The following is a 21,649-nucleotide window of genomic DNA, read 5'->3' on the forward strand; positions in this document are numbered from 1 at the left end:
TGGCGGCGGGCCGCGCGGTGCCGCCCCGCCGGCACCCTACCCGGTGCGGCCGGGCGCGCCGCCCGCCGTCGGCCGGCACGTGACGCGCCTGGCGGCGGCACGGGCGCGATGGCCTAATATCGCGGTCTCGGCCACGACGAGGGGACAACACGGATGCACCAGCGGATCCTGCTGCGGGCCAAGAAGGGGCCGTTCGACGTCAAGTCGCCGGAGGAGACGTTTGAGCGCAACTGGATCGGCGAGAACGCTGGCAACCTCGTGTTCAGCCACGCGGCGCACAAGCTGCTGCGGACGTCGACGGCGGAGGTCACCTCCTCGGAGTTCCGGGTCAACCCGCGCGAGGCCGACGAGATCAACGAGCGGTACGACGTGTTCGTGGTGCCGCTGGCGAACGCGTTCCGGCGCAGCTACGCCCACCGCCTGGTCGCCATGACCCGGCTGATCGAGCGGCTGAAGATCCCGGTGGTGGTGTTCGGGGTCGGCGCGCAGACCAACGTCGACGGCGACCGGGAGTACCTGCGGCCGATCGACGACGCGGTGAAGGCGTTCGTCTCGGCCGTGCTGGACCGGTCGCACAGCATCGGGGTGCGGGGCGAGATCACCGAGGGGTACCTGCGGACCCTGGGCTTCTCCGCCGTCGACGTGATCGGCTGCCCGTCGATGTTCCTGCACGGCGACAGCCTGCGGGTCGACAAGCGCAAGACCACGCTCACCGTCGAGGACCGGGTGGCGCTGACCGTCTCCCCGTACGTGAAGTCGATGGCGAAGGTCATCGCCTCGCACCACCGGCGGTACCCGAACCTGCGCTACCTGCCGCAGGACCTGAAGACGCTGGGCACCCTGCTCTTCGGCGACGCCCCGGAGGACCGGGGCAAGAAGGCGGCCATCCCGATCCACACCTCCCACCCGCTGTTCACCGAGGACAAGGTGCGGATGTTCGTCGACCCGTGGACGTGGATGGACTACCTGTCGCGGTTCGACTTCAACTTCGGCACCCGCATCCACGGCACCATCACGGCGCTGGTGGCGGGGACGCCGGGCTACCTCTTCGCGCACGACTCGCGGACGCTGGAGCTGGCCCGGTACTTCGACATCCCGCACCGGCTGATGAAGGACGTCCCGCCGGACGTGGACGCCATAGAGCTCTACGACGAGGCCGACTACAGCGCGCTCAACAACGGGCACAAGGCCCGGTACGCGACGATGACGGCGTTCCTGGCCAAGCACGACCTCGGGGTCTCCTTCGCCGACGGCGACAGCGCCGCCCGGTTCGACCGGCAGGTCGCCGAGACGACGTTCCCCCCGGCGGTACGCGCGCAGTCGGCCACCGACCCGGCCGAGCTGATCGCCCGCATCCAGTGGCTGCACGACCGCAACCAGGAGCTGAAGGAGACCGTCGCGGGGTTCGAGTCGCACCGGCTGCGGGCCCGGATGCGGGCGGCCGGCGGCCGGATGAAGCGGATGCTCAACCGTTAACCCTCCGTAGGGGGTCTGTTCAGCGAGCCCACCCCCGGCGGATACGTCAGGTTCCGGGGCCGTCCATCCGGGCGGTCGAAGGTGTCGGGCGTGGTCAATGAGCCGACGCGGAGCCCGCTGCTGAGCATCGTCGTCCCGGTGCACGGCGTCGAGGCGTACCTGTACCAGTGCCTGGAGTCGATCCTCGGCGGCCTGTCCGCCGCCGAGGCCGCCGAGGTCGAGCTGGTCGCCGTCGACGACGCCTCCCCGGACCGGTGCGGGGAGATGCTGCGCTCGTACGCGGCCGGGCGGCCCCAGGTGCGGGTGGTGTCCCTGACCCGCAACGTCGGGCTGGGGCTGGCCCGCAACGCGGGGCTGGCGGAGGCGACCGGCCGGTACGTGTGGTTCGTCGACAGCGACGACTGGCTGCCCCCGGGCGCCCTGCCGGTGGTGCTGGCGCGGCTGCGCCGCGACGAGCCGGACGTGCTGCTGGTGGACCACCTGCGGGTGCACGAGGGCGGCCGGCTGGAGGTCGACGCGAGCAGCCACCTGCTGCGCGGGGTCGACGGGTGCGTCCGGCTGGCCGACCGGCCCGAGCTGCTGCGGGTGCAGCACACCGCCTGGAACAAGGTGGTCCGCCGGGCGTTCCTCGACGAGTTGGAGCTGCGCTTCCACCCCGGCTGGTACGAGGACATCCCGTTCAGCCACCCGCTGCTCATCGCCGCGGACCGGATCGGGGTGCTGGACCACGTCTGCTACCACTACCGGCAGGGCCGGCTCGGCGCGATCACCTCGACGCGCAGCGGCCGGCACTTCGACGCGTTCGTCCAGTACGAGCGCCTCCAGCAGTGGGTGGCCGAGCACGTCACCGAGGACTGGATCCGCACGGACCTGTTCGGCCTGATGATCAACCACTATCTGGTGGTGGTGGGCAACGACGGCCGGGTGCACCCGAGGCTGCGGCGGGGGTTCTTCCGCCGGGTCGCCGAGCACTACCGCCGCTACCTGCCCTCGGGCGGGTACGCCCGGCCGGGCGGCGTGGCCGGGCTGAAGCACCGCCTCGTCGCCCGGGACAGCTACCTCGCGTACAAGACGTTGCGGCGGGCGCACCGGCTGGCCGGCTCGCTGCGGCCGGCGTCGCCCGCCGGGGCGGCGGCCCCCGACGCGGCGTCCGGCGGGAGCGGGCCGCTGGCCGCCGAGGGCACGCCGGCGGGGGCGGAACAGGGCAGCGCCATGGCGGGACGCGGATGACCGGGACGGGGACGAGCGGGACGACCGCCACCCGGGCCGGCGGGGCGCTGCGGCCCGCCCGCGACGGCGACCTGGCGACGATCCTGCGCTGGCGCAACCACCCGCAGGTCCGCGAGGTCAGCCTCACCCGGCACGAGATCGGCGCGGCCGAGCACGCCGCCTGGTGGGCGGGCGTACGCGTCGACCCGGACCGGCGGGTGCTGGTGCACGAGCACCTCGGGCAGCCCTGCGGCGTGGTGACCTTCTCCGGCGTGACCAGCCCGGACAGGGCGCTGACCTGGGGCTTCTATCTCGACGTCGAGGGGCTGGACGCGCGGCGGGCGCTCATGCCGGCCTGGCTGTCGCTGGAGCAGGCGGCGATCGCGTACGCGTTCGACACCCTCGGCGCGCGCACCCTCGGCGGCGAGACGCTGGCCACCAACCGGCCGGTGCTGGCGCTGCACCGGCGCTTCGGTTTCACGATCGTCCGGCGCTACGAGCGGGACGTCGACGGCACGCCGCACCAGGTGGTGTGGACGCAACTGAGCAGGGGAACATGACGACAGTCAAGATCGGCCCGCACGCGGTGGGCACCGGCGAGCGGCCCTTCGTGGTCGCCGAGATGTCCGGCAACCACAACGGCAGCCTCGACCGGGCCCTGGCCATCGTGGACGCGGTGGCGGCCAGCGGCGCGCACGCGCTCAAGCTCCAGACGTACACCCCGGACACGCTGACCATCGACGTGGACACGCCGGAGTTCCGCATCTCCGGCGGCCACGAGCTGTGGGGCGGCGAGCGGCTCTACCAGCTCTTCGAGCGGGCGCACACCCCGTACGAGTGGCACGGGCCGATCTTCGAGCGGGCCCGCCGGCACGGCCTGACGGTCTTCTCGTCGCCGTTCGACGCCACGGCGGTGGAGCTGCTGGAGGAGCTGGACGTCCCGGCGTACAAGATCGCCTCGTCGGAGCTGGTGGACCTGCCGCTGATCCGGCTCGTGGCCGCCACCGGCAAGCCGATGGTGATCTCCACCGGCATGGCCACGGTCGGCGAGATCGACGCCGCGGTGACCGCCGCCCGCGAGGGCGGGGCGGGCGGCATCGTGCTGCTGGCCTGCACCGCGTCCTACCCGGCCCCGCCGCAGGACAGCAACCTGCGCCGGCTGCCGGTGCTGGCCGACACGTTCGGCGTGCCGGTCGGGATCTCCGACCACACCCCCGGCATCGGGGTGCCGGTGGCGGCGGTGGCGCTGGGCGCCTGCCTGATCGAGAAGCACGTGACGCTGCGCCGCGCCGACGGCGGGGTGGACTCGGACTTCTCGCTGGAGCCGACGGAGCTGGCGGACCTGCGCGTCGAGTCCGAGCGGGCCTGGGCGGCGCTGGGCGTCACCACGATCGGCCCGACCCCCACCGAGCGGGAGGGGCTGCGGTTCCGCCGGTCGCTGTACGTGGTGGCCGACGTCCGCGCGGGCGAGCCGGTGACCCGGGACAACGTGCGCTCGATCCGCCCGGCCGGCGGGCTGCCCCCGGCCGACCTGGACCGGGTGCTCGGCCGCACGTTCCGCCGCGACGTGCCCCGGGGCACCGCGCTGGGCTGGGACCTGGTCTGACCGGCGGACACGTCCCGTTCACCTGGCGGCCCGCTGTCGACGCGGGACGGGCATGACGCATTCACCGCCCGCGTCGCGCCCGTTCACCGTCCGGCGTGGGGCCGTTAACTCTGCCGGCTTAGCGTCACGAACCGTCCGCCGGCCGGCACCGTCCCCGGCCGGGAGATCAACCGACCTTGGGAGCACCAGTTGAGCGAGTTGAATGGGTCCTCCATTCTGATCACCGGGGGCACCGGGTCCTTCGGCCGCACCTTCCTGCGGCACGTCCTGGCCGAGGCCGACCCGGCCCGGGTGGTGGTGTTCTCCCGCGACGAGCTCAAGCAGTACGAGCTGCGCCAGCAGCTCGGCGACGACCCCCGGCTGCGCTGGTTCATCGGCGACATCCGGGACCGCCACCGGCTCACCCGGGCCATGCACGGCGTCGACCACGTCGTGCACGCCGCCGCGCTCAAGCAGGTGGACACCGCCGAGTACAACCCGTCGGAGTTCATCGCCACCAACATCACCGGCTCGCAGCACGTCGTCGACGCGGCCATCGAGGCCGGGGTGAAGAAGGTCATCGCGCTCTCCACCGACAAGGCGTCCAGCCCGATCAACCTGTACGGGGCGACGAAGCTGGTCGGCGACAAGCTGTTCGTCTCGGCGAACCACTACGCCGCCCACCACCCGACCCGGTTCGCCGTGGTGCGCTACGGCAACGTGGTGGGCAGCCGGGGCTCGGTGGTGCCGCTGTTCCGCCGGCTCGCCGCCGAGGGCAAGAGCCTGCCCGTCACCGACAAGCGGATGACCCGGTTCTGGATCACCCTGGACCAGGCCGTGCAGTTCGTCATGGACTCGTTCGACCAGATGCAGGGCGGCGAGCTGTTCGTGCCGCGCATCCCGAGCATGCGCATCCTCGACCTGGTGGAGGCCGTCGCCCCGGACGCCACCACCCACGAGATCGGCATCCGGCCCGGCGAGAAGCTGCACGAGGAGATGATCGCCCCGGACGACAGCCGGCGGACCCTGCGTACCCCCGACCGGTTCATCGTGCAGCCGACCATCGCCACCTGGGGCTACCAGCCGCCCGCGCACTGCGAGCCGGTGCCGGACGGGTTCGCCTACCAGTCGGACAGCAACGACGAGTGGCTCGGCGTGGAGCAGCTGCGCGGCATGCTCGGCATCGCCGCGTGATGGCGATGCTCCCGTACGGGCGGCAGTCCGTCACCGACGACGACGTCGCCGCCGTGGTCGCCGTGCTGCGCAGCGACTGGCTCACCACCGGCCCGCAGGTCGACGCGTTCGAGGCGGACCTGGCCGGCTGGACCGGCGGGGTCGGCTGCGCGGCCGTGTCCAACGGCACGGCCGCCCTGCACGTGGCGTACGCGGCGGCCGGCGTCGGCCCCGGCGACGAGGTGATCGTGCCGCCGATGACGTTCGCGGCCACCGCCAGCACCGCCGTCGCGCTCGGCGCGCGGGTCGTCTTCGCCGACGTCGAGCCGGAGACGTACACCCTGGACCCGGCGGCGGTCGGCGCGGCGCTGACCGGCCGGACGAAGGTGGTGGCGGCGGTCGACTACGCCGGCCACCCCGCCGACTACGACGCGCTGCGCGCGGTGCTCGGCGGCGGCGACCCGCTGCTGCTCGCCGACGCCGCCCACTCGATCGGCGCGGCCTACCACGGCCGGCCGGTCGGGTCGCTCGCCGACCTGACCACGTTCTCGTTCTTCCCGACGAAGAACCTCACCACCGCCGAGGGCGGCGCGGTCGCCGCCGTCAGTCCGGCCCTGCTGGAGCGGGCCCGCCGGTTCCGCAACCACGGCCTCGTGCGGGACCGCGCCGCGCAGCGCTGGCCGGACGAGGGCGGCTGGCACCAGGAGATCCACGAGTTCGGGCTCAACTACCGGCTGCCGGACGTGCTCTGCGCGCTGGGCCGCAGCCAGCTGCGCCGGCTGCCCCGGTTCCTGGCCCGCCGCGCCGAGCTGGTCGCCCGCTACGACGAGGCCCTGGCCGACCTGCCCGGCGTGTCGGTTCCCGGCCGGCGGTCCTGGGCCGAGCCGGCCTGGCACCTGTACCCGATCCGGGTGCACGAGGGCCGCCGCCGCGCCGTCTACGACGCGATGCGGGCCGCCGGGATCGGCGTGCAGGTCAACTACGTCCCCGTGCACTGGCATCCGGCGTTCGCGGAGCTGGGCTACCGGCGCGGCTCCTGCCCGGTGGCCGAGGGGTTCTACGCCGAGCAGCTCTCCCTGCCGCTGTTCCCCGACCTCACCGACGCCGACCAGGACCGCGTCGTCGACGCCCTGGCCGCCGCCCTGCACGCCGCCCCGGCGCGCGCCGCCGCCTGAGGGGACCGGGATGCACCACGCGAACCACTTCTACGGCCACGCGCACGTGCTGGCCCGCTACTGCGGCCTGGGCGACGGGCACCCGCCCCGGATCAACGGGTACGTCCAGCACGGCTGGAACATCGGCGACGGCCTCGCCCCCGGCCACCCGTACGTCGAGGGCACGCCGAGCCTGCTGTGGTCGGAGCAGACCCGGCGGCGGGCCTGGTCGGTGGGACGGCGCAACGTCGTGGTGACCGGCGCGCCGTTCGCGTACCTGCTGGCGTTGCGCGCCGACGACCCGCCCCAGGCGCAGCGGGAGGGCACCATCTGGTATCCGTTCCACGGCTGGGAGGGCCAGCACGTGCGCGGCGACCACCGGGAGCTGATCGCCCGCATCCGCGCCACCGAGCCGGGCCCGGTCACCGTGTGCCTCTACTGGCACGAGTACGGCATGCGCCGGGTCCGCCGCCTCTACGAGCAGGCCGGGTTCCGGGTGATCTGCCACGGCTACCGGGGGCACTGGTGGAAGGACACGGACCCGCTCTTCCTCGACAAGCAGCTCACCGAGCTGCGCCGGCACCGCCGGGTGGCGTCCAACCGGCTGACCAGCGCCATCTTCTACGGCATCGCGGCCGGTTGCGAGCCCGCCGTCTACGGCGACCCGATGATCCTCGCCGACGAGGACCCGACGTTCGGCGGCACCGCCCGCATCCGCCGGCAGTGGCCGGACCTGCACGGCGAGTCGGTGCACCTGCCGACGGCGGTCGAGATCGCCCGCGCCGAACTGGGCACCGACCACCGCTGCACGCCGGCCGAGCTGCGGGAGCTGCTGGGTTGGGCGACCCTCCAGGAGGAACACGTTGACCACTGACACCTCGACCCGCATCGCCCTGCCCGGCGGGGAGATGCTGGCCTGGTCGGACCTGACCGGCCGGCGGCTGCCCGGCGGCGGGCCCCTCGCGGCGCTCGCCGCCCGGGTCACCCCGGCCGGTGCGCGGGTGCTGCTGGCCGGGCCGCACGACCCCGAGCTGGTCGACCGGCTGGCCCACGCCGACGTCACCTGCCTGCTGCGCAGCTGGCCGGACGGGTCGGCGCTGGCCGAGGACCGGCCCGTGCGGGTGGTCGTCGGCGGCCCCGGCGGGCTGCCGGCCGACGAGACGTTCGACGTGGTGATCGCCGCGGCAGGGCTGGACGCGGTGGAGTCGGTGGAGGGGACCCCGGTCGGCTGGGACGGGCTGCTGCGCCGGCTCGCCGCCGTGCTCGCCCCGGGCGGGACCCTGCTGCTGCGGCTGGACAACCCGGTGGGGCTGACCCGGATGGTCGACACCGCGCCCTGGTACGCCGGCCGCGACGACGCCGACTGGGCGGTCGGCGGGGCGCTGGACGCCGGCCGTCCCGTCAACCTGGAGCAGGCGCGGGAGCGGCTGGCCGGGGCGGGGCTGCGCCCCGGCGGCTGCTTCGCCGCGTACCCCGAACCGGCCGCGCCGACCGCGCTGGTCGACGCCGGCGCGCTGGCCGCGCGCCCCGGCAGCGGGTTGTTGGACGCGGTGCTGCACGGCGCGTGCGCGCCGGGCCACGGCGACCGTCCCGTGCTCCAGGACCCGGCCCGGCTGGCGGTCGACGCGCTGCACGCGGGGCTGGGCGCTGCGCTCGCCCCGGGCTGGCTGGTGCTGGCCCACCGCGCGGCCCCGGCCGTCCCCGCGGCGGGCGACCCGCCGAACCCGGCCGGCGCAGCCCCGCCCGCGCCGACCGCAGAGGCCGGACCCGGCGGGCTGCCGATGCTGTGGGTGCAGACCGGGCCGCCCGGGATCGGCGTGGTGGAGGTGACGGCGGCGGCGGACGGCTGGCGGTGGCGGGTGCCCGGCCCGGTCGCGGCGGCCACCGACGCCCCGTTCGCCACCCGCGCGGCGGCCTGGCGGGACCCGGCCGTGCTCACCGGTGCGGTGCCCGAGGGCCGGCTGCTGCGCACCGTCCTACTCGACGCCTGCCTGCGCCGCGACCTGGCCGCCCTGCGCCGGCTGCTGCGCGGGTACGCGGCCTGGCTCGACGCGCACGCCGACGACATCGGCCGGCTCACCGGCGCGACGGCCCTGGCCAGCCTCGACAACGTGGTGCTCGCCGACGGCGGGGCCTGCACGGCCCGGGACGCCACCGGTGCTGCCCCGGCGTTCGCGGTGCTCGACCCGAGCTGGCGGGCCAGCGACCCGTGGCCGGTGGACGTGACGCTGGCCCGGGGCCTGTGGCGGTTCGCCGCCGCCCTGGCCACCGGCGGGTACGCCCACCCCTGGTCGTCCACCCTCGACGTGGCCGGGCTGACCGTGGTGCTGGCCGGCACCGCCGGACGCGACCTGGACCGGGCGACGGTGACGGCCGCCGTCGACGCGGAGGTCGCGGTCACCGCGGCGCTGCGCGGGTTGGACAACGCCGACCGCGTCGCCCTCGCCGACGAGCTGCGCGCGGTGGAGCCCACCGCGCCCCCGACCGGCCTGGACAGCCACCAGCAGCTCCGCGAGGCGTGGCTGCGGCAGAAGGCGGAGCTGACCCGGGTGACGGCCCTGCTGCGCTGGACAGAGGAGCTGCTCACCTCCCGGGAGCGGGCGCTGCGCCGGGCCGAGGCGACCATCAACCTGCTCAGCGGCTCGCTCAGCTACCGGGTCGGCCGGCTGGCGATCACCCCGGCCCGGCTGGCCAAGCGGGGCGCCCGCGCGGCGAAGCGGCGGGCCAAGGACGCGCTCGCGCCCCGGCGCGACGAACAGGAGCAGCAGTGACGCGGATCGTGGGGATCGTGCAGGCCCGGATGGGCTCGTCGCGGCTGCCCGGCAAGGTGCTGCGGCCACTGGCCGGGCGCTCGGTGCTCGGCCGGGTGGTCCGGGCCGCCGCCGACGGCGGGGTGCTCGCCGACCTGGTGGTCGCCACCAGCACCGAGGCCGCCGACGACGCGGTGGTCGCCGAGTGCGCCCGGCTCGGCGTGGCCTGCCACCGGGGGCCCGTCGACGACGTGCTCGACCGGTTCGTGGGCGCGCTCGACGCGCACCCCGGCGACGCGGTCATGCGGTTCACCGCCGACTGCCCGCTGCTCGACCCGGACATCGTCCGGCTGGTCGCCGACGTGTACCGGGCCGTGCCGGGGCTGGACTACGCGAGCACGTCGATCGCGCGTACGCTGCCGCGCGGGCTGGACGTGGAGATCATCCGGGCGGACACGCTGCGTACGCTGCACCGCATCGCCACCGACCACCACCGGGTGCACGTAACCTCGTACGCGTACACCCATCCGGAGCTGTTCCGGGTGCTCGGGGTGACGCTCACCCCCGACCGGTCGGCCCTGCGGCTCACCCTCGACACCGAGCAGGACTGGGCGCTGGTGCGGGCGGTGACCGACCATTTCGGCGACGTCAGCGTCCCGCTGGCGAAGCTCGCCGACTGGCTGGCGGGCCAGCCGGCCCTGCGCGCCCTGAACGCCTCGGTGCGGCAGAAGCGGCTGGAGGAGTCCTGAGCACCGTACGCGTCGGGGTCCGCTGCGACGCCGGGCCCACCCGGGGGGTGGGGCACCTGGTGCGCTGCCTCGCCCTGGCCGAGGAGTTCCTCGCCCGGGGCCACCGCGTCGAGTTCTTCGGCACCGTCGAGGGGGTCGGCTGGGCGGGCCGGCAGCTCGCCGCCCGGGGCATCCCGCTGCACCCCGGGCCGCAGCGCCCCGCCGACCTCGTGGCGACGGCCCGCCGGCACGGCCTCGACGTGGTGGTGCTCGACTCGTACGAGCTGGACCCGGCCGGGGCGGGGGCGCTGCGCGCGGCGGGGGTGGTGACCCTCGCCGTCGTCGACGGCGACACCCGGGGGCAGGACGCCGACGTCTACCTGGACCAGAACCTGGGCGCGGCGCACGGGCCGCTGCCCGGCCGGCTGCTCGCCGGGACGGCGTACCCGCTGCTGCGCGACGCGGTGGTGGCCGCCCGGCCGGCGGCGCCCCGCCCCGCGACGCCGGCGGCCCGGCCCCGGGTGCTCGCCTTCTTCGGCGGCACCGACGCGTTCGGGGCCGCCCCCGTGCTGGCCCGGGTGCTGCTGGCCACCGGGCACCCGATGGACCTGACCGTGGTCGTCGGCCGCGCCGACGTCGAGGCGGAACTGGCGGCGCTGGCCCCCGGCCGGGGGCAGGCCGTGCGGCCCGTGCCGCCGACCGACGACCTGCCCGCCCTGGTCACCGCCGCCGACCTGGTGGTCAGTGCCGCCGGCACGTCCACCTGGGAGCTGTGCTGCCTCGGCGCGCCGGCCGCGCTGGTGTGCGTGGTGGACAACCAGCGCGAGTCGTACGGCCGGGTGGTGGACGCGGGGCTCGTGGCCGGCCTCGGCGAGCTGCCCGCGCTGGCCGCCGCCGGGCTGCCCGGCCGGACGGCCCGCGCCGGGGCCGCGCGGACGCTGCGCGCCCTGCTCGACTCCCCCGAGCGCCGGGCCGCCCTGGCCGCCCGCGCCTGGGCCACGGTCGACGGGCGCGGCCGGGCCCGGGTCGCCGACGCGGTGCTCGCCCTCGTCGGCACGCCCACCCGCGGCTAGGGGACCGCCCCGCGCCGCCGCCTGCCGGGCAGCCGCTCCAGCTCAGGGCAGCCGCTCGAGGCTGACCCGGGCGCGCAGCTCGGGCCGGGCGGCGAGCAGGTCCTCGACGATCCTGGCCGCCGCCGCGTCGGCGGCCAGGAAGCGGATCGGCCCCGGCACCGCCGCCACCACGGCGGCGCTGCGGGCCGGCTCGGCCAGCGGCAGCCGGTACACCGCCGGCCCCGACGCGCCGGCGGTGCCCTGGAGGGTGGAGACGAACAGGGTGACCAGGTAGCCCTCGCGGCGGCGGTCACTCACCACCACCGTCACGGTGCCCGGCGCGGCCGGCGGCCGGGCCAGCGCGCGGACCGTCAGCGCGGCCGGGCCCGGGCGGGCCAGCGACCCCGACCACCAGGCCGCCGCCCAGGTGGTGACCCGGTCGCCGAACGGCTGGGCGAAGAGCCCGGTGCCGCGCGGCAACCCGGCCGCCCCGACGCAGGCCAGCACCACCGCGACCGCCACCGCCCACCGCGCGCCGGCCCGCTGTCCTTCGGCCCGCCGGCCCGCTCCGCCGCCGGCCCGGGTGCCGGGCACGGTCCGCCCCGGTGCCGGCAGCAGCAGGGTCAGCGCGCCCGCGCCGACGAGCAGCACCGCCAGCAGCAGGTGCAGCGTCTTGCCGTAGTAGTAGCGCGGGTCGGTGCCCAGCGCCCGGAAGTAGAGCAGGAACCCGGCCGCGAACACGCCCGCCGCGGCGAGCGCGCCCGCGTAGCGCCGCCACACCGGCAGCCGCCGGCCGGCGACCAGGCCCGCGCCGACCAGGCCCGCGAGGGCCAGGAACGCGTCGTAGCGGGGGAACACGCCGCCGCCGGTGGCCACGTTGTCGACCTGGTCGGTGCGCAGCAGGCCCGCGACGGCCGGCAGCGGCGTCAGCACCGCCGCCACCAGCGCCACCACCGCCAACAGCCGCGGCCGGCGACGCAGCCGCCGACGGTCACGGACCAGCCACGCCGCCACCAGCGCCGCGACCACCGGCAGGAACATCAGGTACGCGAAGCCGACCGTCACGCACAGCGCGCCGACCACGGCCACCTGGGTGCCGGTGCGGGCCACCGGACGGCAGGTCACCGCCACCAGCAGCACCGTCGCCGCCAGCCCGAGGCTCTCGCCCGGGTAGCCGTAGACGACGAAGCGGGCCAGCTCGGAGCCGAGGCAGGCGGCCGTGACCGCGCCGGTCAGGGCCAGCGTGCGGGGCGGGTCGAGCTGCGGGCCGGCGAGCCGGCACGCCGCCCACGTCACGGCGAGCACCAGCAGCCCCCACGCCCCGACCGACCAGCCGAGGTAGTGGTCGAGGGCGTCGGCCGGCCCGGCGGGGGCCGTCGAGGACCGCAGGAACGTGTCCAGCAGCGCGGCGGTGAGGTGGAAGCCCTGCGGATACCAGACCATGCCCTCCGGGGCGATCCGCGCCGCCGCCTGCGGGTCGGTGAACAGGTACCCGCCGACGGCCCGGATGCCCTCCACCGTGGCCAGGTGCCGGCTGTTGTCCTCGCCCGTCATCGCGTACGCGAGGCGGCCGGCGAGGTCACCGGCGCGCAGGTACGGCCACGCCATGGCGACGGCGGCCAGCAGCGCCGCCCCCACCGGCGGCAGGTCGGCGGCGACCGGGCGGGGCAGCCTCGGCCGGCGACCGGTGGCCGCCGCGATCCCCAGCAGGCCCGTCAACGCGGTCCCCGCCACCGGCACCGGGTGCAGCCCCCACGGCCAGGCCGAGAAGAGCAGCCCGGCGGCGCACGTCGCGCCGGCCAGCAGCGCGCCGGCCAGCACCAGCCGGTCCAGCAGGGTCCGGCCGCCGCGCAGCAGCCCGGCCGTCAGGCCGAGCAGCACCAGCGGCAGCAGCCCGGCCAGCCCCGCCGCGTACGCCAGCAGGGGCCCGACCCACGCGGCGGCGAGCCAGCCGACCAGCCGGCGGGCGTGGCGGGCCGGGTGGCCCGGCGGCGGCTGCGGCGGACCGGCCGGCGCGACGACGGTGGCGGACTGGCTCTGCACCCGGTCACGCTAGGCCCGGCCCGGCGACGGGCGGCGACGTCCACGTGTGCGGCAGGTGACCGGCGGGTGACGGACCGGACCACGCTCGCACACACGTACGAAAGGCCAGGTAGGCTGCGGGGCATGTCCGGTGCCGCCTACCAGCCGTCGATGCTCGACCTCGCCGCCGACGGGCCGTCGCCGGGCCCGCTCGCCGGGCTGCGCCGGCACCCGCTGACCCGGGGCGCCTGGGTCGACCACCTGCCCGGCTGGGTGCGCGGCTCCGACGCGGTCCTCGACGTGCTGCTCGCCGACGTGCCCTGGCGGGCCGAGCGCCGCACGATGTACGACGCGCGGGTCGACGTCCCCCGGCTGCTCTGCTGGTATTCCGGCCACCGGGAGCTGCCCCACCCGGTGCTCACCCGGGCGCGGGCGGCGCTGACCGCCCACTACGCCCCCGAGCTGGGCGAGCCGTTCGTCACCGCCGGCATGTGCCTCTACCGCGACGGGCGCGACAGCGTCGCCTGGCACGGCGACACCCTGGGCCGCTCCGCGCACACCGACACCATGGTCGCCATCGTCTCGTTCGGCGCGCCCCGGCCGCTGCTGCTGCGCCCGCGCGGCGGCGGCCCCGGCCTGCGCTTCCCCCTCGGCCACGGCGACCTCGTGGTGATGGGCGGTTCCTGCCAACGCACCTGGGAGCACGCGATCCCGAAGACCGCGCGCCCGGTCGGCCCCCGGGTCAGCGTCCAGTTCCGCCCCGCCGGGGTCGCCTGAGCGCCGAGCCCGGCTCCTCTGCTAGAAACGACTTCCAGGGTCTCCGCCCCGCACCGCCGTCGACGCGAAAGGGCACCGCGATGACCGAGACCCCCACCGAACCGCGCTCCCGCTGGTCCCCCTGGTCCCTGCACGGCGACGGACGCTCCGTCACCCCCGGCGACGTCGTCCACCCCGGCGAACGGCTCTCCTGGCCGCGCACCCTCGGCATCGGCGTGCAGCACGTCGTGGCCATGTTCGGCGCCACCTTCACCGTGCCGCTGATCACCGGCTTCCCGCCGGCCACCACGCTGTTCTTCTCCGGCGTCGGCACCCTGCTCTTCCTGCTGATCACCGGCAACCGGCTGCCGTCGTACCTCGGGTCGTCGTTCGCGTTCATCGCCCCCGTGCTGGCCGCGAAAGCCGGCGGCGACATCGGCCCCGCGCTCGGCGGCATCGTCGTGGCCGGCGCCGCCCTGGCCGCCGTCGGCCTCGTCGTCCAGCTCGCCGGGACGCGCTGGATCGACGCGCTGATGCCACCCGTGGTCACCGGCGCCATCGTGGCGCTGATCGGGCTCAACCTCGCCCCCGTCGCCTGGGACGGCGGCGGCAGCGGCACCGGCGTCAAGGCCCAGCCGCTGATCGCCGTGGTCACCCTGGTCGCGATCCTGCTCGCCACCGTCGCGTTCCGGGGCTTCGCGGCCCGGCTGTCCATCCTGCTCGGCGTCGTCGCCGGCTGGCTGTTCGCCGCCGCCCTCGGCGGCCTCGACCCGAAGGTCGTCGACGGGCTGCGCGAGGCGGCGTGGGTCGGCCTGCCCGAGTTCCACGCGCCCAGCTTCAGCCTGCGCGCGACCGTGCTGGTGATCCCCGTGATCCTCGTGCTGATCGCCGAGAACGCCGGGCACGTCAAGGCCGTCGCCGCGATGACCGGCCGCAACCTCGACCGGGACATGGGCCGGGCGTTCCTCGGCGACGGCCTGGCCACCATGCTCGCCGGCGCAGGCGGCGGCTCCGGCACCACCACCTACGCGGAGAACATCGGCGTGATGGCGGCGACCCGCGTCTATTCCACCGCCGCGTACTGGGTGGCCGGGCTGGCCGCCGTGCTCCTCGGGCTCAGCCCCAAGTTCGGCGCGCTGATCCTCACCGTGCCGGCCGGGGTGCTCGGCGGCGCGACCACCGCCCTGTACGGCCTCATCGCCGTCCTCGGCGCCCGGATCTGGATCGAGAACCGGGTCGACTTCCACGACCCGGTCAACCTGATGACCGCCGCCGTCGCCCTGATCGTCGGCGCGGCCAACTACACCCTGACCACCGGCGACCTCTCGTTCAACGGCATCGCCCTCGGCACCGCCGCCGCCCTGGCCACCTACCACGGCATGCGCCTCGTCGCCCGCCTGCGCGCCCCCACCCCGGCACGCTGACCGGGGCGGGGGCGCGGACGGCTCAGTCGCGTTCGATCTGGTGACCGACCACCGTGGGGCCCAGCATCACGGCGAAGCCGCTGCCGTCGCGGCGCGGGTCCGCCGGGGGCAGCTCCACGGGGTCGCCGGTCGCCGTCGCGCCGACCGGCCGGGAGCCGACCCACGCCACCACCAGATCCGTCTCGCCCTTGAGGAACCGCTGCGCGCGCACCCCGCCGGTCGCCCGCCCCTTCGCCGGGTACGCCCCGAACGGCGTCACCTTCACCGTCGCCCCGGTGGACGTCACCACCATCGGCTCGCCGTGGGCCGGATCGTCCTCCCGGACCGCGCCGAAGAAGACCACCCGCGCCCCCGCCGGCAGGTTGATGCCGGCCATGCCGCCGCCCTTCGTCCCCTGCGGACGCACCGCCGACGCCGGGAAGCGCAGCAGCGACGCCTCGGAGGAGACGAACGCCAGCGTCTCCGCCCCGTCGGCCAGCCAGGTCGCCCCGACCACCTCGTCGCCCTCGCGCAGCCCGATCACCTCGAACTCGTCGGAGCGCACCGGCCAGTCCGGGGCGCACACCTTCACCACGCCCTGCCGCGTGCCCAGCGCCAGCCCCGGCGAGCCCTCCCCGGTCGCGCCCAACGGCGCCAGCCCCACCACCGACTCCCCCGGCTCCAGCGGCACCAGCTCGGCGGCGGACATGCCGCCGCGCAGCGACACCGTGCCGGCCTGCTCCGGCAGCACCGGCAGCGGCAGAACGTCGATCTTGAACGCCCGGCCGGCGCTGGTCACCAGCAGCACCCGCCCCCGGGCCGTGGAGTGCACCAGCGCGCGTACGGCGTCGTGTTTGACCCGACCGCTGCGCCGACGCCCCTCGGACGCCTCCTCCGACTCGGCCGCGGTGCGGGCGACCAGCCCGGTGGCCGAGAGGATCACCTGGCACGGGTCGTCGGCCACCTCCAGGGGACCCGCCGGCGCGGACGCGGCCAGCACCTCCTTCAGGTCCCCGTCGACCAGGGTGGTGCGCCGCTCGGTGCCGAACTTCTTCACCACGGTGGCCAGCTCGTCGGAGACGACCTTCCGCAGCACCTTCTCGTCGTCGAGGATCGTGGAGAGCTGCGCGATCTCCTTGCGCAACTGCTCCTGCTCGGCCTCCAGCTCGATCCGGTCGAACTTCGTCAACCGGCGCAGCGGGGTGTCCAGAATGTAACTGGCCTGGATGTCCGAGAGCTTGAACTGACGCATCAGGCCGTCCTTGGCGGCCTGCGCGTCGTCGCTGCCCCGGATCAGCCGGACCACCTTGTCGATGTCGAGCAGGGCGATCAGCAGGCCGTCGACCAGGTGCAGCCGCTCCTCCCGCTTACGCCGCCGGTAGGCGCTGCGCCGGGTCACCACGTCGTAGCGGTGCCGCAGGAAGACCTCCAGCAGCGCCTTCAGCCCCAACGTCTGCGGCTGCCCGTCGACCAGGACCAGGTTGTTGACGCCGAACGACTGCTCCAGCGGGGTCAGCCGGTAGAGGTCGGCCAGCAACGCCTGCGGGTTGACCCCCACCTTGCACTCGACGACCAGGCGGGTGCCGTTCTCGCGGTCGGTGAGGTCCTTGACGTCGGCGATGCCCGTGAGCCGCTTGGTCTTGTTGACCTCGTTGGTGATCGCGGCGATGACCTTCTCCGCGCCCACGCCGTACGGCAGCTCGACCACGGTGATCGCCTGCCGGCCCCGGCTGCCCTCCAGCGGGCCGATCTCCACCCGCCCGCGCATCCGCACCACACCGCGCCCCGTCTCGTACGCCCGGCGCACCTCGTCGAGGCCGAGCAGCACCCCGCCGGTGGGCAGGTCGGGGCCGGGGACGAACTCCATCAGCTTGTCCAGGTCGGCGTCCGGGTGGTTGATCAGCCACCGGGCGGCGGAGACGACCTCGGCCAGGTTGTGCGGGATCATGTTGGTCGCCATCCCGACCGCGATCCCGGACGCGCCGTTGACCAGCAGGTTGGGGAACGCCGCCGGCAGCACCGTCGGCTGCGTGAGCGAGCCGTCGTAGTTGGGCTCGACGTCGACCGTGTCCTCGCCCAGCTCGCCGACCAGCAGCATCGCCTCGTGCGACATCCGCGCTTCGGTGTAGCGCGCCGCGGCCGGGCCGTCGTCCGGGCTCCCGAAGTTTCCATGCCCGTCGATGAGCGGGACGTTGAGCGAGAAGTCCTGGGCGAGCCGGACCATCGCGTCGTAGATCGCGGTGTCGCCGTGCGGGTGGTAGCGGCCCATCACGTCGCCGACCACCCGGGCCGACTTCACGTGCGCCCGGTCGGGGCGGTGCCCCGCCTCGTGCATCGAGTAGAGGATGCGCCGGTGCACCGGCTTGAGGCCGTCGCGCGCGTCGGGCAGGGCGCGGGAGTGGATGACCGAGAACGCGTACTCCAGGTAGGAGTCGGAGACCTCGGTGACCAGCGGGTTGTCGAAGACCCGCGCGCCGGCCTGGTCGAAGGCGGCCAGGTCCGCCCGGGGACCGGTGTTCTTACGGCGTGCCATGGTTCAGCTCTCTCCTCGGCGGGCCACGGTCGGGCGGCAGTCTGCCCGGCGGGCCGGGGCGGGGCAGGGGCGGATGGTCGTCATGCGTCGATCGCGTCCCGGTCGACCCGGTCGGCGGACTCGATCAGCCAGTTGCGGCGTGGCTCGACCTTCTCCCCCATCAGCAGCTCCAGGATCCGCTCGGCGGCGTCGACGTCGTCGAGGGTGATCCGGCGCACCGCCCGGGTCGCCGGGTTCATCGTGGTGTCCCACAGCTCGTCGGCGTCCATCTCGCCGAGGCCCTTGAACCGGGGGATCGGGGTGACGATCTGCTTGCCGGCCTTCTCCAGCTTGCGGACCGTCGCCTCCATCTCCGCCTGGGTGTACGTGTAGATCGTCTGCGGGTTGCGCCCCTTGGTGGTGATCTTGTGCAGGGGCGGCATCGCGGCGTAGAGCCGGCCGGCCTCGATCAGCGGGCGCATGTACCGGGCGAACAGGGTGATCAGCAGGGTGCGGATGTGCGCACCGTCCACGTCTGCGTCGGCCATGATCAGCACCCGGCCGTACCGCATGGACGACAGGTCGAAGGTGCGGCCGGAGCCGGCGCCGAGCACCTGGACGATCGCGGCGCACTCGGCGTTGTCCAGCACCTGCTGGAGGTTGGCCTTCTGCACGTTGAGGATCTTGCCGCGGATCGGCAGAAGCGCCTGATATTCGGCAGATCGGGCAAGTCGCCCTGTCCCCAAGGCGCTGTCGCCCTCCACGATAAATAATTCACTTCTATCGATGCCTGCCGCGCGGCAGTCGACCAGCTTCGGCGGCATCGACGCGCCCTCCAGGGCGGTCTTGCGGCGGGCCGCGTCCTTCTGCTGCTTCTGGGTGAGCCGGACCCGGGCCGCGTCGACGATCTTCTGGAGCACCGTGCGGGCCTCGGCCTTGGTGCGGCGGTCCTCCAGCCACGCCTTGACGTGCGCCTCCACCAGGCCCTGGAGCACCTTCGTGATGCCGGCGGTGGACAGCTCGTCCTTGGTCTGCGAGGTGAACTGGGGCTCGGGGATGCGCACGTGCACCACGGCCGTCATGCCCTCCAGGACGTCGTCCAGGGTGGGCGCGTCCTCCTTGGGCCGCAGCAGGCCCCGGGCGGAGCGGGCCGCCTCGGCGAGGGTGCGGGCCAGGGCCCGCTCGAAGCCCTTGCGGTGGGTGCCGCCGTGGGCGTTGCGGATGGTGTTGGTGAAGCACTCGACGGTGCGGTCGTAGCCGGTGCCCCAGCGGAACGCGATCTCGACCTCGGCCCGGCGCTGCACGTTGGACTGCATGACACCGTTGGCGTCGGCGGCGTTCTCCCGGTAGGTGCCCTCGCCGGCGACCAGCAGCGTGCCGGAGACCGGCCGGTCGCCGGCCGGGGCGAGGAACTCGACCATGTCGGTGAGGCCGTTGGGGAAGTGGAAGGTCTCCTCGACCGGCTCCTCGCCGGTCTCGTCGCGCAGCAGGTAGCTCACGCCGGGGACCAGGAACGCGGTGTTGCGCACCTTGAGCCGGACGGCCTCGACGTCGAGCGTGGCACCGGTCTCGAAGTAGCGGGCGTCGTGCCAGTAGCGGATCGAGGTGCCGGTGCGCTGGCCGCGCTTCATCGCGCCGAGGACCTGGAGGCCGGGGCCGGGGGTGAAGGCGGCGTCGGGGCCGGGGCCGGCGAAGACGCCGGGCACGCCGTGCCGGAACGACATGGCGTGCACCTTGCCGCCCCGCCGCACGGTGACGTCGAAGCGCCGGGAGAGGGCGTTGACGGCGGACGCGCCGACGCCGTGCAGGCCGCCGGAGGTCTTGTAGCCGGAGCCGCCGAACTTGCCGCCGGCGTGCAGCCGGGTGAGCACCAGCTCGACGCCGGAGATGCCGGACTTGGCGTGCACGTCGGTGGGGATGCCCCGGCCGTCGTCGTCGACCTGCACCGAGCCGTCGGCGTGCAGGATCACCTCGACGCGCGTGGCGTGACCGGCGACACCCTCGTCGGTGGAGTTGTCGAGGATCTCGTTGACGAGGTGACCCACGCCACGGCTGTCGGTCGAGCCGATGTACATGCCGGGGCGCTTGCGGACGGCGTCCAGCCCCTCGAGGTGCGTCAGGTCGTCGGCCCCGTAGAGCGTCTCAGGCTGTGCGGTCAACTGGTCGTACTCCCAGGTCTCGGCGGTGGTGGTGCCGCTCACCGGCTCGATCACCTCGCGCGGCGCGCCGCAGCGAGCCTAACGGGCAGGTGGGACAGGACGCCGGCACCCCGCACCTCGGGCCGCGCCGCCTGCGGTGCGGGCCGTCCGGCGGCGGGCCCGCGGACTCCCCGACACCCGGGGTCAACGCCGCCGGGTCCGCGGTTCATCCCGCTCCCCGACGGTACGCCGGCCGCCCGCCGGCCCTCGGCCGGCGAACCCCTGATCCGGTCACCGGTCGTTGACGCCCGTCACGCGCCCGTGATGTGATCACCGTCTCGTAGAAACTTTCATATTTCCATGGATGGATGGAGGACGCGCATGTCCGTGTTCCGTCGTACCGCGCTCGCGGCGGTGCTGACCGTCGCGGCGGCGGCGCTGTCGACCGCCGTCGCGCCAGTCGCCCCGGCGGCGGCCGGCCTCCCCACCGCGGCCGTGGCGCTCGGCGACAGCTTCATCAGCGGCGAGGGGGCCGGGTCGTACTCCCCGGTCGTGGACGTCAACGGCGTCAGCCAGGGCTTCCCCGGCTGGGACGCGCCGAACAGCAACGCGTACTTCTGCCACCGCTCGCCCAACGCGTCGCTGTTCCAGGCCGACCTGCCGGGCATCACCGACCGGTTCAACCTGGCCTGCTCGGGCGGCCAGCCGTACGACATCGCCGGGGCCTCGGTCAACCGGGCCAAGGGCCGCTCGGTGGCCTCGCAGCTCGACCAGCTCCGCGCGGTCGCCCAGACCCACGACATCGACCTGGTGCTGGTCGGCCTCGGCTCGAACAACAGCTCGTTCACCTTCGGCAGCGTGGCGGAGAAGTGCGCCAACCGGTTCATCGCCGACGCGTGGACGGGCTGGTGGGAGTTCTGGGCGTACCTGGGCGGGCCGGTGCCGCAGGAGCCGTGCAGCGACGCCGACCTGGCCACCTCGGCGCAGTTCAGCGCGGCCACGGCGGAGACCACGGCCGCCGTACGGCAGCTGCTGGCCACCCTCGACCAGGTCGACGCCGACGGCCAGCACCGGGTCGTGTTCCAGGACTACACCAACCCGCTGCCGTTCGACCTGGCCTCGAACTACTGGGAGGAGGACGGCCGGGAAGACGACCGGGACAAGTTCCGTGACCTGGGCGCGGAGCGGTACGCGGCCGGCTGCCCGATCCACCGCGCGAGCCTCGCGCCGGGGCACCGCTTCTCCACCGGCCTGGGCACGATGGTCCGTTCGGTGCGCGACAGCCTGGCCACCGAGTTCCCGGCCGACGACCTGGTCTACCTGAACGTGCAGCGGGCGTTCGACGGCGCCCGGCTGTGCGAGCAGCCGACCAGCCCGTCGGGGGCGCTCGCCACGCCGATCCGGCTGATGGACGGCCCGAGCGGCAGCTTCGTGACCAGCCTCTCGGGCAAGGACAAGATCGACATTCAGCGGATCGCCAACACCTGCGTCTCGTACTTCCAGACCTGCCAGGAGTCGTGGCACCCGAACGTGGCCGGGCACAAGGCGCTGGGGCGCTGCCTGGCCGGCGCGGCCGTCGCCGCCAACCGGGCCGTCGCCTGCGTCCGCGCGGCCGACGGCACGATCACCGTCAGCTGAGGCGCAAGGAAGGGCCCCTTGTTAACGCATTCTGTTGTACAGGGGGCCCTTCC

Annotated in this window: 16 protein-coding genes; 13 read left to right on the forward strand and 3 right to left on the reverse strand. The window is 74.8% G+C overall.

The annotated features are described in order from the left end of the window. Positions 1-153 precede the first annotated feature (153 nt). From LPA42_RS04505 to LPA42_RS04550, 10 genes are all read left to right on the forward strand, one after another. The gene (locus tag LPA42_RS04505; RefSeq protein WP_077937068.1) at positions 154-1,476 is read left to right on the forward strand and encodes a polysaccharide pyruvyl transferase family protein; all 1,323 of its coding nucleotides are present in this window, start codon (positions 154-156) and stop codon (positions 1,474-1,476) included. 90 nt (positions 1,477-1,566) lie between these two features. Further along, entirely contained in the window at positions 1,567-2,706 is a 1,140-nt protein-coding gene (locus tag LPA42_RS04510) for a glycosyltransferase (protein ID WP_077937067.1), read from the forward strand. Further along, the gene (locus tag LPA42_RS04515) at positions 2,703-3,245 is read left to right on the forward strand and encodes a GNAT family N-acetyltransferase (protein ID WP_077937066.1); all 543 of its coding nucleotides are present in this window, start codon (positions 2,703-2,705) and stop codon (positions 3,243-3,245) included. The genes LPA42_RS04510 and LPA42_RS04515 overlap by 4 nt, the downstream gene beginning before the upstream one ends. Continuing rightward, on the forward strand, positions 3,242-4,291 hold the full coding sequence (gene pseI / locus LPA42_RS04520; protein ID WP_077937065.1) for a pseudaminic acid synthase: 1,050 nt from the start codon (positions 3,242-3,244) through the stop codon (positions 4,289-4,291). The genes LPA42_RS04515 and pseI overlap by 4 nt, the downstream gene beginning before the upstream one ends. 189 nt (positions 4,292-4,480) lie before the next feature. Beyond that, the gene (gene pseB, locus LPA42_RS04525) at positions 4,481-5,464 is read left to right on the forward strand and encodes a UDP-N-acetylglucosamine 4,6-dehydratase (inverting) (protein ID WP_077937064.1); all 984 of its coding nucleotides are present in this window, start codon (positions 4,481-4,483) and stop codon (positions 5,462-5,464) included. Beyond that, positions 5,461-6,618 carry a DegT/DnrJ/EryC1/StrS aminotransferase family protein gene (locus tag LPA42_RS04530; RefSeq protein ID WP_077937063.1) on the forward strand — a complete coding sequence of 386 codons (1,158 nt, stop codon included), beginning with the start codon at positions 5,461-5,463 and terminating at the stop codon, positions 6,616-6,618. Before pseB ends, LPA42_RS04530 begins: the two co-directional genes overlap by 4 nt. A gap of 10 nt (positions 6,619-6,628) precedes the next feature. Then, positions 6,629-7,471 carry a hypothetical protein gene (locus tag LPA42_RS04535; protein WP_077937062.1) on the forward strand — a complete coding sequence of 281 codons (843 nt, stop codon included), beginning with the start codon at positions 6,629-6,631 and terminating at the stop codon, positions 7,469-7,471. Continuing rightward, on the forward strand, positions 7,461-9,368 hold the full coding sequence (locus tag LPA42_RS04540) for a hypothetical protein (RefSeq protein WP_077937061.1): 1,908 nt from the start codon (positions 7,461-7,463) through the stop codon (positions 9,366-9,368). The genes LPA42_RS04535 and LPA42_RS04540 overlap by 11 nt, the downstream gene beginning before the upstream one ends. Next, complete coding sequence (locus tag LPA42_RS04545) at positions 9,365-10,096, forward strand: NTP transferase domain-containing protein (protein WP_077937060.1); 732 nt, start codon at positions 9,365-9,367, stop codon at positions 10,094-10,096. The genes LPA42_RS04540 and LPA42_RS04545 overlap by 4 nt, the downstream gene beginning before the upstream one ends. Then, positions 10,093-11,148 (forward strand): PseG/SpsG family protein, encoded by a 1,056-nt coding sequence (locus LPA42_RS04550; protein ID WP_077937073.1) that lies wholly within the window; start codon positions 10,093-10,095, stop codon positions 11,146-11,148. Before LPA42_RS04545 ends, LPA42_RS04550 begins: the two co-directional genes overlap by 4 nt. Before the next feature lie 42 nt (positions 11,149-11,190). On the opposite strand, the gene LPA42_RS04555 is transcribed toward LPA42_RS04550, so the two are convergent. After that, positions 11,191-13,170, reverse strand: a complete 1,980-nt coding sequence (locus tag LPA42_RS04555) for a hypothetical protein (RefSeq protein ID WP_077937059.1) — start codon at positions 13,168-13,170, stop codon at positions 11,191-11,193. A 123-nt stretch (positions 13,171-13,293) separates the two neighbouring features. On the opposite strand from LPA42_RS04555, the gene LPA42_RS04560 reads away from it, so the two are divergent. Both LPA42_RS04560 and LPA42_RS04565 read left to right on the forward strand, forming a co-directional pair. Beyond that, positions 13,294-13,926, forward strand: coding sequence for an alpha-ketoglutarate-dependent dioxygenase AlkB (locus LPA42_RS04560; protein ID WP_077937058.1), 633 nt, complete (start codon positions 13,294-13,296; stop codon positions 13,924-13,926). Positions 13,927-14,006: 80 nt separating this feature from the next. Beyond that, a complete protein-coding gene (locus tag LPA42_RS04565; RefSeq protein ID WP_077937057.1) occupies positions 14,007-15,329 on the forward strand; it encodes a uracil-xanthine permease family protein in 1,323 nt (440 codons plus the stop codon). Positions 15,330-15,351: 22 nt separating this feature from the next. On the opposite strand, the gene LPA42_RS04570 is transcribed toward LPA42_RS04565, so the two are convergent. Further along, on the reverse strand, positions 15,352-17,841 hold the full coding sequence (locus LPA42_RS04570; protein ID WP_077937056.1) for a DNA topoisomerase (ATP-hydrolyzing) subunit A: 2,490 nt from the start codon (positions 17,839-17,841) through the stop codon (positions 15,352-15,354). 80 nt (positions 17,842-17,921) lie between these two features. Then, entirely contained in the window at positions 17,922-20,021 is a 2,100-nt protein-coding gene (locus LPA42_RS04575; protein WP_198956506.1) for a type IIA DNA topoisomerase subunit B, read from the reverse strand. A 318-nt stretch (positions 20,022-20,339) separates the two neighbouring features. Between LPA42_RS04575 and LPA42_RS04580 the strand changes: the two genes are divergently transcribed. Continuing rightward, positions 20,340-21,596, forward strand: coding sequence for a hypothetical protein (locus LPA42_RS04580; RefSeq protein ID WP_077937055.1), 1,257 nt, complete (start codon positions 20,340-20,342; stop codon positions 21,594-21,596). Positions 21,597-21,649: the final 53 nt, after the last annotated feature.

Origin of the sequence: Micromonospora sp. DH13, assembly GCF_020873825.1 — a bacterium.
In the GTDB taxonomy this organism is placed as follows: Bacteria; Actinomycetota; Actinomycetes; order Mycobacteriales; family Micromonosporaceae; genus Micromonospora; species Micromonospora haikouensis.

Excerpts from the sequence above, each read along its gene's own strand:
- LPA42_RS04515 (WP_077937066.1), top strand. The coding sequence starts at position 2,703 with ATGACCGGGACGGGGACGAGCGGGACGACCGCCACCCGGGCCGGCGGG.
- LPA42_RS04535 (WP_077937062.1), top strand. The coding sequence starts at position 6,629 with ATGCACCACGCGAACCACTTCTACGGCCACGCGCACGTGCTGGCCCGC.
- LPA42_RS04560 (WP_077937058.1), top strand. The coding sequence starts at position 13,294 with ATGTCCGGTGCCGCCTACCAGCCGTCGATGCTCGACCTCGCCGCCGAC.
- LPA42_RS04565 (WP_077937057.1), top strand. The coding sequence starts at position 14,007 with ATGACCGAGACCCCCACCGAACCGCGCTCCCGCTGGTCCCCCTGGTCC.
- LPA42_RS04580 (WP_077937055.1), top strand. The coding sequence starts at position 20,340 with ATGTCCGTGTTCCGTCGTACCGCGCTCGCGGCGGTGCTGACCGTCGCG.
- LPA42_RS04570 (WP_077937056.1), bottom strand. The coding sequence starts at position 17,841 with ATGGCACGCCGTAAGAACACCGGTCCCCGGGCGGACCTGGCCGCCTTC.
- LPA42_RS04505 (WP_077937068.1), top strand. The coding sequence starts at position 154 with ATGCACCAGCGGATCCTGCTGCGGGCCAAGAAGGGGCCGTTCGACGTC.
- pseI (WP_077937065.1), top strand. The coding sequence starts at position 3,242 with ATGACGACAGTCAAGATCGGCCCGCACGCGGTGGGCACCGGCGAGCGG.